11 protein-coding genes are annotated in these 12,218 nt (G+C 63.3%); 9 read left to right on the forward strand and 2 right to left on the reverse strand.

The features are described from left to right. Positions 1-31: 31 nt before the first annotated feature. Positions 32-451, forward strand: a complete 420-nt coding sequence (locus IHQ72_RS00485; RefSeq protein ID WP_258120662.1) for a GFA family protein — start codon at positions 32-34, stop codon at positions 449-451. A 219-nt stretch (positions 452-670) separates the two neighbouring features. Here IHQ72_RS00485 and IHQ72_RS00490 read toward each other — a convergent pair whose 3' ends face one another. After that, positions 671-2,476 (reverse strand): IlvD/Edd family dehydratase, encoded by a 1,806-nt coding sequence (locus IHQ72_RS00490; RefSeq protein ID WP_258120663.1) that lies wholly within the window; start codon positions 2,474-2,476, stop codon positions 671-673. Positions 2,477-2,633: 157 nt separating this feature from the next. Between IHQ72_RS00490 and IHQ72_RS00495 the strand changes: the two genes are divergently transcribed. After that, positions 2,634-3,095, forward strand: a complete 462-nt coding sequence (locus IHQ72_RS00495) for an SRPBCC family protein (RefSeq protein ID WP_258120664.1) — start codon at positions 2,634-2,636, stop codon at positions 3,093-3,095. Between the two features lie 10 nt (positions 3,096-3,105). On the opposite strand, the gene IHQ72_RS00500 is transcribed toward IHQ72_RS00495, so the two are convergent. After that, positions 3,106-4,299 carry an Mrp/NBP35 family ATP-binding protein gene (locus IHQ72_RS00500; protein WP_258120665.1) on the reverse strand — a complete coding sequence of 398 codons (1,194 nt, stop codon included), beginning with the start codon at positions 4,297-4,299 and terminating at the stop codon, positions 3,106-3,108. A 249-nt stretch (positions 4,300-4,548) separates the two neighbouring features. On the opposite strand from IHQ72_RS00500, the gene IHQ72_RS00505 reads away from it, so the two are divergent. The 7 genes from IHQ72_RS00505 to IHQ72_RS00535 all read left to right on the forward strand — a co-directional run bounded on the left by IHQ72_RS00505 (position 4,549) and on the right by IHQ72_RS00535 (position 12,150). Beyond that, positions 4,549-4,926 (forward strand): VOC family protein, encoded by a 378-nt coding sequence (locus IHQ72_RS00505; protein ID WP_258120666.1) that lies wholly within the window; start codon positions 4,549-4,551, stop codon positions 4,924-4,926. Positions 4,927-5,022: 96 nt separating this feature from the next. Continuing rightward, the gene (locus IHQ72_RS00510; RefSeq protein WP_258120667.1) at positions 5,023-5,922 is read left to right on the forward strand and encodes a LysR family transcriptional regulator; all 900 of its coding nucleotides are present in this window, start codon (positions 5,023-5,025) and stop codon (positions 5,920-5,922) included. A gap of 134 nt (positions 5,923-6,056) precedes the next feature. After that, a complete protein-coding gene (locus IHQ72_RS00515; protein WP_258120668.1) occupies positions 6,057-6,536 on the forward strand; it encodes a formate dehydrogenase subunit gamma in 480 nt (159 codons plus the stop codon). Beyond that, a complete protein-coding gene (locus IHQ72_RS00520; RefSeq protein ID WP_258120669.1) occupies positions 6,533-8,092 on the forward strand; it encodes a formate dehydrogenase beta subunit in 1,560 nt (519 codons plus the stop codon). The genes IHQ72_RS00515 and IHQ72_RS00520 overlap by 4 nt, the downstream gene beginning before the upstream one ends. A 10-nt stretch (positions 8,093-8,102) precedes the next feature. Continuing rightward, positions 8,103-10,979, forward strand: a complete 2,877-nt coding sequence (gene fdhF / locus IHQ72_RS00525) for a formate dehydrogenase subunit alpha (protein WP_258120670.1) — start codon at positions 8,103-8,105, stop codon at positions 10,977-10,979. A 3-nt stretch (positions 10,980-10,982) separates the two neighbouring features. Beyond that, the gene (gene fdhD, locus IHQ72_RS00530) at positions 10,983-11,813 is read left to right on the forward strand and encodes a formate dehydrogenase accessory sulfurtransferase FdhD (protein WP_258120671.1); all 831 of its coding nucleotides are present in this window, start codon (positions 10,983-10,985) and stop codon (positions 11,811-11,813) included. Then, complete coding sequence (locus IHQ72_RS00535; protein ID WP_095493685.1) at positions 11,803-12,150, forward strand: formate dehydrogenase subunit delta; 348 nt, start codon at positions 11,803-11,805, stop codon at positions 12,148-12,150. The genes fdhD and IHQ72_RS00535 overlap by 11 nt, the downstream gene beginning before the upstream one ends. The last annotated feature ends 68 nt before the right edge of the window (positions 12,151-12,218 follow it).

Consider the following 12,218-nt stretch of genomic DNA (forward strand, 5'->3'; position numbering starts at 1 on the left):
TGGCGGAGCCAGAACACGTCTGGGAGGAACCATGAAAAAGACCTATCACGGCAGCTGCCATTGCGGTGCGGTGCGTTTCGAAGCCGAAATCGACCTCGCCGAAGGCATCCGCAAATGCAATTGCAGCTTCTGCTGGAAACTCGGCTACCGGAAATCCTTCGCAGCCTATGAAGCCGTGCGGGTGACGGACGGCCGCGACCGGATGCGGGAATACCAGGCGACGCCGTCGAACTGGCCGGAAGGCGACATCAACCACTATATGTGCCCGAACTGCGGCGCGAATTTTCTCTCGCGCGGCTATCTCGACTTCATGGGCGGGAATTTCTGGGCGGTGAACGTCGCCTGCCTCGACGACGTCACCGAAGAGGAACTCGGCGCAGCACCGATCGTCTACGAGGACGGCAAGCGCGACAGGCAGGATCAGGCGCCTGATATCACCGGATATCTATAGGCGCTGCTTGGACGCGGCTCTTTCCTTCTCCCCTTCGTGGGAGAAGGTGGCCGAGCCCACGGGTCTTGCCTCCGGCAAGCCCGAGGACAGGCTCCGCTCGGTCGGATGAGGGGTGTTCCAGCTTGGCACCGACCGCACTCCGTCCAACACCCCTCTTCCGTCTCGGCGCTGCGCGCCAATCCACCTTCTCCCACAAGGGGAGAAGGAAAGAAGAGGCGTTCAGTGATTGTCCCGCGGCACGCCCCTGGTGTGCGCCACATCCTGGTATTTCACCGCCGGTTTCAGCACCATTCCTTCGGAAAACTGGTCAACCATGCCGCGCTGGATCTCCTGCCATGGCGTCTGGTGCTTGGGGTAGTGATAGCCGCCACTGTTCTGCAGCTCGGCGCGCCGGCGCGTGATCTCGTCGTCGGTGACGAGAATGTCGGCGGTGCCCTTGCGCAGGTCGATGCGGACGCGGTCACCGGTCTTCAACAGCGCCAGCCCGCCGCCTATGGCGGCTTCGGGCGAGGCGTTGAGGATCGACGGCGAGCCCGACGTGCCCGACTGGCGGCCGTCGCCGATGCAGGCCAGCGCATGAATGCCCTTCTTGATGAGATGGGCCGGCGGCTGCATGTTGACGACTTCGGCGCCGCCCGGATAACCGATCGGACCGGCGCCGCGCATGAACAGGATCGTGTGCTCGTCGATGCCTTGCGCCGGATCGTCGATGCGGGCATGGTAGTCTTCAGGCCCGTCGAAGACCATGGCGTTGCCTTCGAAGGCCTCGGGGTCGTTCGGGTTCGACAGATAGCGTTCGCGGAATTCGGGCGAGATGCCGCTGGTCTTCATGATCGCTGAATCGAACAGATTACCCCTAAGATTGATGAAGCCGGCATTGGCTTTCAGCGGCTCGGCGACGGTGCGGATGACGTCGAGATTCTCGTTGACGGCCCCACTGCAATTGTCGCCCATCGTCTTGCCGTTGACGGTCATGGCGTCGGGATGGGGCAACAGCCCGGCCCTCATCAGTTCGGCCACCACCGCCGGCACGCCACCGGCATGATGATAATCCTCGCCGAGATATTCGCCAGACGGCTGTAGGTTGACGATAAGCGGTATCTTGAGGCCGACCTTCTGCCAGTCGTCATTGTCGAGCGGCACGCCGAGATGGCGGGCGATGGCATTGAGATGGATCGGCGCGTTGGTCGAGCCGCCGATGGCCGAATTGACGACGATGGCGTTCTCGAAGGCCTGGCGGGTCATGATGTCGGAGGGCTTCAGATCCTCATGAACCATGTCGACGATGCGTTTTCCCGTCTCATAGGCGATCTGGCCACGCTCGCGATAGGGAGCGGGGATCGCGGCCGAGCCCGGCAGCTGCATGCCGAGCGCCTCGGCCAAGGAATTCATGGTGGTGGCGGTGCCCATGGTGTTGCAATAGCCGGTGGACGGCGCCGAGGAGGCGACGATGTCCATGAACTCGTCATAGCCGATTTCGCCCGCCGACAGGCGCTGGCGCGATTCCCAGACGATGGTGCCGGAGCCGGTGCGCTTGCCCTTGTGCCAGCCGTTGAGCATCGGGCCGACCGACAGCGCGATAGCCGGAATGTTGACGGTGGCGGCGGCCATCAGCAGGGCCGGCGTCGTCTTGTCGCAGCCGATGGTGAGCACGACGCCGTCGAGCGGGTAGCCATAGAGCACCTCGACCAGGCCGAGATAGGCAAGGTTGCGGTCGAGCGCCGCGGTAGGACGTTTGCCCGTCTCCTGGATCGGATGGCACGGGAACTCGAAAGGGATGCCGCCCATCGAGACGATGCCCTCGCGCACGCGCTTGGCCAGTTCGAGATGATGGCGGTTGCAGGGCGACAGATCCGAGCCGGTCTGGGCGATGCCGATCAGCGGCTTGCCCGACATCAGTTCGGCACGCGTCAGCCCGTAATTCAGGTAGCGCTCAAGGTAAAGCGCCGTCATTCCCGGATTGTCCGGATTGTCGAACCACTCCTGCGAGCGAAATTTCTTTTTTTGCGTGGGGGCGCCGGCCATCATGGTCTCCGTATTTGTATGACAAATCGATATGACAACGCGCGAGAGCAGGCAAGAGGCACGCGCCATCCGATTCCGGACTTTGGTGCGATAGACATGCGTCTACCCCCACGCTAGACCGGATCGGGGTGTGTCAGTTTGTATCCGGGAGATTTTGATGGCTTTGGTGATCGAAGGCGAGGAACGCATCGCCGCATCCCTGCAAAAGGTCTGGGAAGCGCTGAACGACCCGGACGTTCTAAGGCAGACCATTCCCGGCTGCCAGAGCCTCGAAAAGAAGTCGGACACCGAGATGGCAGCGACCGTGGTGGTCAAGATCGGCCCGATCAAGGCGACGTTCAACGGCGAGGTTATGCTCAAGAATCTCAACCCGCCGCATTCCTACACCATCCAGGGCGAGGGCAAGGGTGGCATCGCCGGCTTTGCGAAAGGCGGCGCCGATGTGACGCTAACCGCCGACGGGCCGGAGGCGACGATCCTCAGATATGCGGCCAAGGCCGATGTCGGCGGCAAGATCGCCCAGCTCGGCAGCCGGCTGATCGAATCGACGTCGAAGAAACTGGCCGGGCAGTTTTTTTCGAGTTTTGGCGAGAAGGTGGGCGGCTCCCCTCCCCCTTGAGGGGAGGGGATCACTCGAACACGATGCTCGGCACGGCGGCTGCGGCCGCGCCGCGTTCTTCATTGACCCTGCCCCAGACGTTCGAGGCGATGTCGCGGTAGATCTTCGCCTCGGCGCTATCGGGCTTCGAGACCACCACCGGCGTGCCGGCATCGGAGCTTTCGCGTATGCCCATTTCGAGCGGCACTTCGCCGAGGAAGGTGACGCCGAGACGCTCGGCCTCGCGGCGCGCGCCGCCATGGCCGAAGATGTCGTAGCGCTTGCCGGTGTCGGGGGCGAGGAAATAGCTCATATTCTCGACGATGCCCAACACCGGCACGTCGACCTTCCTGAACATGTTGAGGCCTTTTCGGGCATCGATCAGGGCCAGATCTTGCGGCGTCGAGACGATGACGGCGCCGGCCAGCGGCACCTGCTGGGCCATGGTCAGCTGCGCGTCGCCAGTGCCAGGCGGCATATCGACGACGAGCACATCGAGCGGCCCCCACTCGACCTCGCGCAGCATTTGCGTCAATGCCGACATCACCATCGGCCCGCGCCAGATCATCGGCGTCTCCTCATCGACGAGGAAGCCGATCGACATGACCTTCAGGCCGTAATTCTCCATCGGCTTCAGCACTTTGCCATCGACGGTCTGCGGCCGGCCATGGATGTTGAGCAGCCGCGGCATCGACGGGCCGTAGATGTCGGCGTCGAGCACACCTACCCTCAAGCCGTTGGCGGCGAGGCCTAGCGCGATGTTGACGGCGGTGGTCGACTTGCCGACGCCGCCCTTGCCCGAAGCGACAGCGATGATCGCCTCGATGCCGGGCACGCCGCGCTTGCCCTGGCTGTGCGAGGCTGGCGCATGCGGGGCCGGACGTGGCGCAGCAGCGGGTGCGGCCGGCGGCGCGGGCCTGGGGGCGGGCCTTTGCGGAACCGGGGCCTCCATGCCGCCGCCTTTCCTTTCCGCCGTCAGCGCAACCACGGCGCCGGCGACACCGGGGATCGCCTTGACGACCCGCTCGGCGGCGGCACGCAATGGCTCCATCTCTTGAGCCCGGGCGGCAGGGACGGTAATCGAGAAGAAGACCTTGCCATCGGCAATGAAAATCTCGGAAACCATGCCGAGGTCGACGATGTTGCCGGTGAAATCCGGTCCATTGACCGTCTTCAGGCGCTCAATGACGATTTCCTTGGTGACGTTTTCCTGGACGGCGGGCATCAGCTTTTTCCTCTTTTTCCTCTGCTTTTGCGCATGAGATAATGCAGTTCCCGGGCAGAACCAAGCGGCGGAACGACACGTGCTGCGGCATGCGCCCAGAAACCTGCGTTGGCTTGTAGGGTTTTGCGGGGGGCAAACGTTCTTCAAGGAGACACGCCGATCGGCAAGCTGCGGTCGCCAGAAGACGAAGCGGCCCTATCTTATTGCACAGCTCTCGGACGTGATCACCGGTAAGGAAAGGAGATCGTCATGCTCGCAAACAGCAATGCAACGGCCAATCTCGCGGTGAAAGATCTGGCCAAGGCCAGGTCCTTCTACGAGGGAACGCTCGGCCTGACTGAGGTCCACAACGAGGGTGGCGAATTGATCGTCTACAGAAGCGGCGACACCAGCATCAATGTGTACCACTCGAAGTTCGCCGGAACCAACAAGGCAACTGCGGTGACCTGGATGGTCGGCGACGAGATCGACACCGTCGTCAAGGCGCTGAAATCGAAGGGCGTCGTCTTCGAGCACTACGAAATGCCGGGCCTGACGCTGGAAGGCGACATCCATGTCGGCTACGGCATGAAGGTCGCATGGTTCAAGGATCCTGACGGCAACATTCTGAACCTTGTCGACAGGTAGGCATCGCCGATAGCGACGCCTGGCCGCGCGCGGATTTCGCCAGGCAACAACAGCGTGCATCTGGCGCAGCTTCAATTGGCCGGGTAGCTTCCGCCCATGATCGACAAGCTGGAATTCTTCATCACGCTGGCCAGGGAAGAGCATTTCGGCCGGGCGGCGGAGGTGTGCGGCGTCACCCAGCCGACGCTTTCGGCCGGGATCAAGCAGCTGGAGGGCCAGCTCGGCGTGATGCTGGTTCTGCGCGGCTCGCGCTTTCAGGGGCTGACGCCGGAGGGAGAACAGGTACTGGTGTGGGCGCGCCGCATCGTCGGCGATACCCGCACCATGCGCGAGGAGATGCGGGCGGCGCGCCACGGCCTTTCCGGGCGCATCCGCATCGCCGCCATCCCGACGGCGCTGGCCATGGTGGCGCGGCTGACGACACCCTTTCGGGCAAAACATCCCGGCGTCACCTTCTCGGTGCTGTCGCGCACCTCGATCGAGGTGCTGTCGCTGCTCGGCAATTTCGACATCGACGCCGGCATCACCTATCTCGACAACGAGCCGCTGGGGCGGGTGATCAGCGTGCCGCTCTATGACGAGCGCTATCAGCTGATCACCGCGGTCGGAAACCCGTATTCCGACCGCGACAAAGTGACATGGGCGGAGCTCAGCCAGCTGCCGCTCTGCCTGCTGACGCCGGACATGCAGAACCGTCGCATCATCGACCAGCATTTGGCCGAAGCCGGCACAGAGGTGCGGCCGACACTCGAATCCAATTCGATGATCGTGCTGTTCTCCCATATCCGTACCGGCAAATGGTCGTCGATCATGCCGCTCAACCTCTCGGAAACATTCGGCTTTTCCGAGCCGATCCGGGCCATTCCGATTGTCGATCCGGACGCCAGCCACACCGTCGGGCTGGTGGCGACGCCGCGCGAGCCGCACACCCCGCTGGTCTCGGCGCTGCTGGACGAGGCGATGGCGCTGGCAGACGATTTCCGCGCCCGCCACTGAGCTAGAGATTGCAGGCTGGACGGTGTCGATAGAAGATTTCTATCGAGCAACGGATCAGCTTTATTGATTTGGTGGGTTTCCTCTGATTTCCTAAGCACTTAGCGGAAGATTACTACGACCAGGGAGGGCGCTGCATGATCATGCAGCCTGCAAGTACCGAGATCGCGTCGCGCACAGCGGCGATCATCCAGGAGCTGAAGGGCCTCGAAGGCCCGCTGTTGCCGATCCTCCACGGCATCCAGGAAGAGTTCGGCCATGTGCCGCAGGACGCGCTGCCGGTGATCGCCGAGGCGTTGAACATCTCCAAGGCGGAGGTGCACGGCGTCGTCACCTTCTATCATGACTACCGCAGCCACCCGGCCGGGCGGCATGTGCTGAAGCTCTGCCAGGCGGAAGCTTGCCAGTCGATGGGCTCGGACGCCATTGCCGCCAAGCTCAAGCAATTGCTGGGTATCGGCTTCCACGAGACCGCCCGCGACGAATCGGTGACACTGGAGCCGGTCTATTGCCTCGGCCTTTGCGCCTGCGCGCCATCGGCAATGCTGGACGGCGAGGTGATCGGCCGGCTCGATGACGAAAAGCTCGACGAGATCGCTGCCCAGGTGCGCTCATGACCCCGCGCATCTATATTCCAGGCGATTCCGGCGCGCTGGCGCTCGGTGCGGAAAAGGTCGCCAAGGCGATTGAGAAGGAATTGGCCGATCGTGGCATCGACGCCAAGATCGTGCGCAACGGTTCGCGTGGCGCCTATTTCCTCGAGCCGATGGTCGAAGTGGCAACAACAGACAAGGGCCGTGTCGCCTATGGGCCGGTAAAGCCGTCCGACGTCAAAAGCCTGTTCGACAGTGGCTTTCTCACCGGCGGCCATCACAAGCGCTGGCTGGGCGTGCCCGACAAGATCCCGTTCCTGGCCAGGCAGACGCGGCTAACCTTTGCGCGCTGCGGCGTCATCAATCCGCTGTCGCTCGATCATTACAAGGCGCATGGCGGGCTGAAGGGCCTGCAGAACGCCGTGGCGATGGCACCGACCGAAATCGTCAAGCAGGTCACCGAGTCGGGCCTGCGTGGCCGCGGCGGCGCCGGCTTTCCGACCGGCATCAAATGGAAAACGGTGCTCGATACGACGGCCGACAAAAAGTACATCGTCTGCAATGCCGACGAGGGCGACAGCGCCACCTTTGCCGACCGCATGATCATGGAGGGCGACCCCTTCGTGCTGATCGAAGGCATGGCGATCGCCGGCATCGCGACCGGCGCGACCAAGGGCTTTGTCTATATCCGTTCGGAATATCCGCATGCGGTGGCGATGATGCAAAAGGCGGTCGAGGTCGCCCGCAAAGCCGGCCTGCTCGGCGTCAACGTGCTGGGCTCGCCCAACGCCTTCGACATGGAAATCCGCGTCGGCGCCGGCGCCTATGTCTGCGGCGAGGAAACCTCGCTGCTCAACAGCCTCGAAGGCAAGCGCGGCGTCGTTCGCGCCAAGCCGCCGCTGCCGGCCATCCAGGGCCTGTTCGGCAAGCCGACGGTGATCAACAATGTCATCTCACTGGCCTCGGTGCCTGTGATCATGGACAAGGGTGCTGCCTTCTACAAGGATTTCGGCATGGGCCGCTCGCGCGGCACCATCCCAATCCAGATCGCCGGCAATGTCAGATATGGCGGCTTGTTCGAGGCGGCGTTCGGCATGACGCTGGGCGAGATCGTCGACGACATCGGCGGCGGCACGGCGACCGGACGGCCGGTCAAGGCGGTGCAGGTCGGCGGGCCGCTCGGCGCCTATTTTCCGCGCAGTCTGTTCGACACGCCGTTCGACTACGAAGCTTTCGCCGCCAAGGACGGGCTGATCGGCCATGCCGGCATCACCGTGTTCGACGACACCGCCGACATGCTGAAGCAGGCGCGCTTCGCCATGGAGTTCTGCGCCATCGAAAGCTGCGGCAAGTGCACGCCGTGCCGCATCGGCTCGACGCGCGGCGTCGAGACGATCGACAAGATCGCCAGCGGGATCGAGCCGGAAAAGCAGATCGAGCTGGTGACAGACCTCTGCAACACGATGAAGTTCGGTTCGCTCTGTGCGCTGGGTGGCTTCACGCCCTATCCGGTGATGAGCGCAATCAACCACTTCCGCGATGATTTCAAGCCGGCGCCGGTCGCCGAAGCAGCAGAATAGGAGCCTCGCCATGGGTCTCGTTCAGGAAATCGACTACGGCACACCGGCCTCGACCTCCGAGAAGCAGGTGACGCTGACGGTCGACGGCTTTTCGGTCACCGTGCCGGAAGGCACCTCGATCATGCGCGCCTCGATGGAGGCCGGCATTGCCATCCCGAAGCTTTGCGCCACCGACATGGTCGATGCCTTCGGCTCCTGCCGGCTCTGCCTGGTCGAGATCGACGGCCGCAACGGCACGCCTTCTTCGTGCACGACGCCGGTGGCGCCGGGTATGGTCGTGCATACCCAGACCGGAAGGCTGAAGGACATTCGCCGCGGCGTGATGGAGCTCTACATCTCCGATCATCCGCTCGACTGCCTGACCTGTGCGGCCAATGGCGACTGCGAATTGCAGACGCAGGCCGGCGTCGTCGGCCTGCGCGACGTGCGCTACGGCTATGAGGGCGACAACCACGTCTTCAAGAAGAACGACGGCGCAGAAAACTTCAAATGGATGGCGAAGGACGAGTCCAACCCGTACTTCACCTATGATCCGTCGAAGTGCATCGTCTGCTCGCGCTGCGTGCGCGCCTGTGAAGAGGTGCAGGGCACCTTCGCGCTAACCATCGAGGGCCGCGGCTTTGACAGCCGCGTGTCGCCAGGCATGCATCAGCTCTTCATCGACAGCGAATGCGTGTCCTGCGGCGCCTGCGTGCAGGCCTGTCCGACAGCGACGCTCTCCGAGAAGTCGGTGATCAAGATCGGCCAGCCGGAGCATTCGGTCGTCACCACCTGCGCCTATTGCGGCGTCGGCTGCTCGTTCAAGGCCGAAATGCGCGGCGACGAGTTGGTGCGCATGGTGCCCTACAAGGACGGCAAGGCCAATCGCGGCCATAGCTGCGTCAAGGGCCGTTTTGCCTACGGCTATTCGACCCACAAGGAGCGCATTCTCAATCCGATGATCCGCGAAAAGGTCACCGATCCATGGCGCGAAGTGTCGTGGGAAGAAGCGCTGACCCACACGGCCAACGAGTTCCGCCGCATCCAGTACCAGTATGGCCGCACCTCGATCGGCGGCATCACCTCGTCGCGCTGCACGAACGAGGAAACCTATCTGGTGCAAAAGCTGATCCGCCAGGGTTTCCGCAACAACAATGTCGATACCTGCGCCCGGGTCTGCCATTCGCCGACCGGCTATGGCCTTGGCCAGACCTTCGGCACTTCGGCAGGCACGCAGGATTTCGATTCGATCGAGAAAACCGACGTGGTGATGATCATCGGTGCCAATCCGACCGACGCGCATCCGGTATTTGCGTCGCGCATGAAGAAGCGGTTGCGCAAGGGCGCCAAGCTGATCGTGCTCGACCCGCGCCGCACCGACATCGTGCGCTCGGCCCATATCGAGGCGCAGCATCATCTGCCGCTGAAGCCCGGCACCAATGTCGCCGTGGTCACCGCGCTTGCCCATGTGATTGTCACCGAAGGCCTGTTCGACGAAGCTTTCATCCGCGAGCGCTGCGACTGGGACGAGTTCCAGGACTGGGCGTCGTTCGTGGCGCTCCCGGAAAACAGCCCGGAAGTGGTCGGCCAGCTTGCTAATGTCGATCCCGAAGAGATCCGCGGCGCCGCACGGCTGTTTGCCACCGGCGGCAATGGCGCGATCTATTACGGCCTCGGCGTGACCGAGCACAGCCAGGGTTCGACCACCGTCATCGCCATCGCCAACCTTGCCATGGCGACCGGCAATATCGGCCGGCCGGGCGTCGGCGTGAACCCGCTGCGCGGCCAGAACAATGTCCAGGGCTCCTGCGACATGGGCTCGTTCCCGCACGAGCTGCCCGGCTATCGTCACGTCTCCGGCGATGCGGTGCGCGATATCTATGAGAGCCTTTGGGGCGTCAAGCTCGACGACGAACCCGGCCTGCGCATTCCCAACATGCTGGACGCCGCCGTCGACGGCTCATTCAAGGGCCTCTATGTGCAAGGCGAGGACATCCTGCAGTCCGACCCCGACACCAAGCATGTCGCCGCGGGCCTCGCCGCGATGGAATGTGTTGTCGTCCACGACCTCTTCCTCAACGAGACCGCCAACTACGCGCATGTCTTCCTGCCGGGCTCGACTTTCCTCGAGAAGGACGGCACTTTCACCAATGCCGAGCGCCGCATCAATCGCGTGCGCAAGGTGATGGCGCCGAAGAACGGGCTGGCCGACTGGGAAGTGACGCAGAAGCTCGCACAGACGATGGGGCTTGATTGGAACTACCAGCATCCGTCGGAAATCATGGATGAGATTGCCAAGACGACTCCGAGCTTCGCCAAGGTTTCCTTTGACTATCTGGACAAGATGGGCTCGGTGCAGTGGCCGTGCAACGAGCAGGCGCCGGAAGGCACGCCGATCATGCATATCAGCGGCTTCGTGCGCGGCAAGGGCAAGTTCATCCGCACCGAATATGTGGCGACCGACGAGAGGACGGGACCGCGCTTCCCGCTGCTGCTGACCACCGGCCGCATCCTGTCGCAGTACAATGTCGGCGCGCAGACCAGGCGTACCGACAATGTCATGTGGCACAGCGAGGACCGGCTCGAGATCCACCCGCATGACGCCGAAAACCGCGGCCTGCGCGACGGTGACTGGGTCCGCCTGACCAGCCGCTCCGGCGAGACGACGCTGCGCGCGCTGATCACCGACAAGGTGTCGCCGGGCGTGGTCTATACGACGTTCCACCACCCCGACACGCAGGCCAACGTCATCACCACCGACTTCTCCGACTGGGCGACCAACTGTCCGGAATACAAGGTGACGGCGGTGCAGGTCGGCGCGTCCAACGGGCCATCGGAATGGCAGCTCGACTATGACGAGCAGGCTCGCAACAGCCGTCGCATCGCGACCTTGGAAGCAGCGGAGTAATCCTTGAGCGCGCGCCGCAAAGCCACGACGCAGATCTCGCGGCTGGCACACCGCGCCGGCGGCACTGCGGCCGCCAACCGGATGGTGCCGGAAGAGACGCCGGTGGCGTTCTCCTTTGCCGGCACCACCCATGCGGTGATGATGGCAAGTCCAGCCGATTTCGAGGATTTCGCGCTCGGCTTCTCGCTGACCGAAGGCATAATCGCCGACCGGCAAGAAATCGAGGCGATCGAGGTCGAGGATCACGGCGCCGGCATCGACATCCAGATCAGGCTAAAGGACCAGGCTAACACGCGCTTCGAGGCGCGGCGCCGGCGGCTGGCCGGACCGGTCGGCTGCGGGCTGTGCGGCATCGAGTCGATCGAGGAGGCGATGCGCTCGGTCGAGACGGTCAGTTCGTCAAAACTTACGCTTGCGGCGGACGACATCGTCCGTTCGGTCAAGCTTTTGTCGAAAGTGCAGCCGCTGCATGCCGAGACCGGCGCGGTCCACGCCGCCGGTTTTTATATCTCCGGCAAGGGCATCGTCATGGCGCGCGAGGATGTCGGCCGTCATAACGCGCTCGACAAGCTGGCCGGCGCGCTAGCCAAAGCCGGCATCGATGGCACCTTGGGTGCCGTCGTGGTGACATCGCGCGTTTCGGTCGAGATGGTGCAGAAGACGGCGGCGATCGGCGCTGCGTTCATCATCGCCGTTTCGGCGCCGACGGCACTTGCCATCCGCACCGCCGAGGACGCCGGCATGACGCTGGTGGCTTTGGTGCGCGGCAATGATTTCGATATCTTCACCCACCCCGAACGGGTGGTTTCCGGAGTTGCCAAGCATGTCGCATGACGAAGGCCACATCATGAGCACCAGCGAGAAGCTGGTCCGCATGGCCAATCAGATCGCCGCCTTTTTTCACTCCAAGCCGCGCGAGGAAGGCATTGCCGGCGTCGCCGAGCATATCAACAAGTTCTGGGAACCGAGGATGCGGCGGCAGTTGTTCGAAATGCTGGACGGCGGTGGCGAAGGCTTCAACGAGCTTGTCGTGGCCGCCTCGGCAAGGATCAAGCGGCCGGCTGCACCGGAAGCAGTGGGCTTCCGCGCCGATGCCGGGGGCGTCGTTCCAGGCGGCAAAGGCCCGGGGGCCGGTGAGTCGAATGCCGGGATCGCCGCTTCGCAGAAGTAGTCAGCAAACGTGCCTCTCATGGCCCATACGCTTGCATTCCCATCTTCTAACGTTTGATCTGCCGTAAG

The organism is Mesorhizobium onobrychidis (assembly GCF_024707545.1).
Classification (GTDB): Bacteria; Pseudomonadota; Alphaproteobacteria; order Rhizobiales; family Rhizobiaceae; genus Mesorhizobium; species Mesorhizobium onobrychidis.